This is a genomic window from Kitasatospora sp. NPDC001539, assembly GCF_040298565.1.
Classification (GTDB): domain Bacteria; phylum Actinomycetota; class Actinomycetes; order Streptomycetales; family Streptomycetaceae; genus Kitasatospora.
Genome location: NZ_JBEPAK010000412.1, coordinates 1 through 3,594 on the forward strand (window position 1 = coordinate 1; position 3,594 = coordinate 3,594).

Sequence of the window (3,594 nt, forward strand, 5' to 3'; positions counted from 1 at the left end):
GACCCTGATCAACTCGATTCCGTCCGCCGTACGCAGTGACTCCATGAGGCGGAGTAGGTCAGACTGGGACAAGGCCATCGCGCACCTCTCACTCACGAGCATGCCTACTCGGAGAGTTGCGCGATGGCTGCCTTATGACCAGGGGTTACGCCAAGATCTCTGCTACACCACTCCACGGGACGCCATCCCCTCCACCCCGGCGGTTACCCACCGCGACCAACACGACACCCGCACCACCCGCCTATGGCCTAGTGCCGGCCCCGGTGAGCGGCACCCAGGTCGCCCTCGGCATCGGCCTGGGCGAGCAGGGCGAAGATCCGCTCCAAGTGAAGTGCTTGCGCGGTACCCCTACTCGGACCTCGAAGGGGCTGGTGGGCAAGGGGCGGCGGACTGTGCAGATTTCGCCGCTCCCTCCGAGTACGCGCCAGAAAGCGCGGGTGCGGATCTCTCCAGCGCGTTCGATTTCGGGGGCCGAAATGCCGTGTGCGCCGCCCCGCGCGCCCTTGGACGCGTGATGGGCCTGGTTCCCGGAGAACAGCTCGGCACCGTCGGGGTGCGGATGGAATGTTCAACCACCTTGCGGGGCATGCTTTTTGGTGGTCCTGGCGGCTCGGGTCCGGCGCCCCTGGAGGAGGCTCTCGCGAAACCGGGGGTGGAATATTCCACCATGGCGGGCCGCGGCCTGCTAGAGTCGTCTTAGTTGCAGTAGTGGTTCCCATGAACTTTGTGTGCGCCTGCTGATGTATCGCAGGCGCATTTTCGTTTCCCGGCTCTTCCCCGGGTGGGTGCTCATCGCGGCGACTCGAAGCCCGCGCTGTGCGCGCTTCGGACAGCCCCTTGAAGGAGATTTCTTTATGGCTAATGGCACTGTGAAGTGGTTCAACGCGGAAAAGGGCTTCGGCTTCATCGAGCAGGAGGGTGGCGGCCCCGACGTCTTCGCCCACTACTCGAACATCAACGCCAACGGCTTCCGTGAGCTGCTCGAGGGCCAGAAGGTCGAGTTCGACGTCACGCAGGGCCAGAAGGGCCCGCAGGCCGAGAACATTCGTCCGCTGTAGTTCATCTGTCAAGGCACCCGCCTGGCAGCGAGGGGCCCGCACCGCGTACATGCACGGTGCGGGCCCCTCGGCATTGCGCCACGACGCACCTACCCGGCCGTTCAGGCCCCTTGGCTCCGCCACCGGCGGCCATCCCCACGCGAGACGCACAGCGTCGCGTCCGGATCGGCGCCCTGCCGTGACATCCCACAGTTCGAGGATCTCCGGCCTGAGGTGACGTGCCGCACGGTTTCACCGTCCACGCCCCGCTCCCGACACTTCGGCCCGTTGATGTGCGGTCTCCTGCCGGCGCCCCGCGCCGCGGAGCGCCTCGCGACGTGCCGCCCAGGAAGGTCGCCCATGAACCCCTCGAGTCGCTCCTCGTACCGAAACGCCAACTCCCGCTCGTCGGCATCATCCCGCTCCGGCGGCAGTTCCTCCTACGGCGGCCGGCCGGCCGCCAGCCAGCGCACCGCGGGCCGGGGCGCGCGTCAAGCGGCTTCCCCACAGGGGGAGTTCGCGATGCCGGTGAGCACCACCCCGGCCCTGCCGGCCGTCGAAGCGTTCGACGAGCTGGACATGCCGAAGGCGCTGCTGTCGGTGCTGACCGGCCAGGGCGTCACCTCGCCGTTCCCGATCCAGGCCGCGACGCTGCCGAACGCGCTGGCCGGCCGCGACGTCCTCGGACGAGGCCGCACCGGCTCCGGCAAGACCATCGCGTTCGGACTTCCCGTGCTGGCCCGCACCGCCGGCCGGCGGGCCGAGCCGGGGCGCCCGCTGGCCCTGGTGCTGGTCCCCACCCGCGAGCTCGCGCAGCAGGTCACCGCGGCCCTCACCCCCTACGCCCGCGCCGTGCGCCTGCGGATGGCGACGGTGGTGGGCGGGACGTCGATCAGCCGCCAGGCGTGGCTGCTGAACCGGGGCGCGGAGGTCGTGGTGGCCACCCCGGGCCGGCTCAAGGACCTCATCCAGCGCGGCGACTGCCAACTGGACCGGGTCGGTATCACGGTGCTCGACGAAGCCGACCAGATGGCCGACATGGGCTTCCTCCCACAGGTCACCGAGCTCCTGGAGCAGGTCGCCGCGGACGGCCAGACCCTGTTGTTCTCCGCCACCCTGGACCGCAACGTCGACCGCCTGGTGCGGCGCTTCCTCAAGGACCCGGTCACCCACTCGGTGGACCCCTCCGCCGGAGCCGTCAGCACCATGGAGCACCACGTGCTGCACGTGCAGACCTTCGACAAGAACGCCACGATCGCCCACATCGCCTCCCGCGACGGCAGGGTCATCATGTTCATCGACACCAAGCACGGCGCGGACCGCCTGGTCGACGAGCTGCTCGCCAACGGTGTGAAGGCCGCCGCCCTGCACGGCGGCAAGTCCCAGCCCCAGCGCACCCGTACCCTGGAGCAGTTCCGCACCGGCGAGGTCACGGCGCTGATCGCCACCAACGTCGCCGCCCGGGGCATCCACGTCGACGGGCTCGACCTCGTCGTCAACCTGGACCCGCCGACCGACCACAAGGACTACCTGCACCGGGGCGGGCGCACCGCCCGGGCCGGAGAGTCCGGCACCGTCGTCACCCTCGTGCTGCCCAACCAGCGCCGCGAGATGGCCCGCACGATGAACACCGCGGGCATCACCCCCGTCACCACCAGGGTCAGCGCCGGCGGCGAGGACCTGGCCCGCATCACCGGCGCCCGCGTGCCCACCGGCATCCCCACCGTGATCGCCGACCCCGTCGTCGAGCGGCCGCGCCGCAGCCCGTCCACCAGCCGCGCGCGCCGCAGCCGCCCCGCCTCCACCGCCGGCGACACCCGGGCCGCCTCCAGCCGGGGCAGCCGGGGCTCCTCCGGCCGCCGCCGCGCGCCCCAGCGCGTCGCCCTCGCCGGGTAGCACCCGCCGGGCCCTGTACGCGGCGCGCACCGGGCCCGCGCGGTTCGCCGCCTCGGCGGCAGCGGTTTCCCGCGACGGCCGCACACGCAGTCCGTCCACAGCGCCGCTCCCCGCTCCGGCAGCCCCCAACGTCCCACCGCCCGTGCCCCGACCACCGCCGCGCCCGGCGGGAGACACGAAGGAGTCAGCCCATGACCATCACCCTTGGACAGCCCATGACCACCGCGACGGTCGGCGACCTCATGCGACACCCGGAGCTGCAGATCAGCGACGACGTCATGGTCGACACGGCGATGGACATCCTGCACAGCTCCGGCGCCGACCACCTGCTGGTCCGCGACGAAGGCGGCCGCTGCGCCGGGCTGCTGACCCGCCTGCACCTGGCGCCGTTCCAGGCCCGCTCCTGGTACACCGAACGCACTCCGGTGCGGGACATCGTCTTCGACCGCGCGCCGTTCGCCACCATCGGCATGCCCGCCACCACTGCGGCCGCCGCCATGCGCTCCCGCGGCCTGGACGCGTGGCCTGTCGTGGACCACGACGGCCACGCCATCGGCCTACTCAGCCTCTAGTACTGCAACCGCACTTGATCATGGTTGACTTGGCGAGTGATTGATCTTGGGGTGGGGCAAGTCGAGGAGTGGAAGGCGGCGCTGGCGGG

At 70.8% G+C, this 3,594-nt stretch carries 3 protein-coding genes; all 3 read left to right on the top strand.

The window, feature by feature from the left end; all coding sequences use genetic code 11:
- Positions 1–854 precede the first annotated feature (854 nt).
- The 3 genes from ABT247_RS32580 (at position 855) to ABT247_RS32590 (ending at position 3,505) form a co-directional block, all read left to right on the top strand.
- Positions 855–1,058 (top strand): cold-shock protein, encoded by a 204-nt coding sequence (locus ABT247_RS32580; RefSeq protein WP_030918248.1) that lies wholly within the window; start codon positions 855–857, stop codon positions 1,056–1,058.
- A 339-nt stretch (positions 1,059–1,397) separates the two neighbouring features.
- Positions 1,398–2,933 (top strand): DEAD/DEAH box helicase, encoded by a 1,536-nt coding sequence (locus ABT247_RS32585; RefSeq protein WP_350750057.1) that lies wholly within the window; start codon positions 1,398–1,400, stop codon positions 2,931–2,933.
- Positions 2,934–3,124: 191 nt separating this feature from the next.
- Complete coding sequence (locus ABT247_RS32590) at positions 3,125–3,505, top strand: CBS domain-containing protein (protein WP_350750060.1); 381 nt, start codon at positions 3,125–3,127, stop codon at positions 3,503–3,505.
- The last annotated feature ends 89 nt before the right edge of the window (positions 3,506–3,594 follow it).

Bases quoted from the DNA above. Each gene is read 5' to 3' on its own strand.
- ABT247_RS32580 (WP_030918248.1), top strand. From the start codon at position 855: ATGGCTAATGGCACTGTGAAGTGGTTCAACGCGGAAAAGGGCTTCGGC.
- ABT247_RS32590 (WP_350750060.1), top strand. From the start codon at position 3,125: ATGACCATCACCCTTGGACAGCCCATGACCACCGCGACGGTCGGCGAC.
- ABT247_RS32585 (WP_350750057.1), top strand. From the start codon at position 1,398: ATGAACCCCTCGAGTCGCTCCTCGTACCGAAACGCCAACTCCCGCTCG.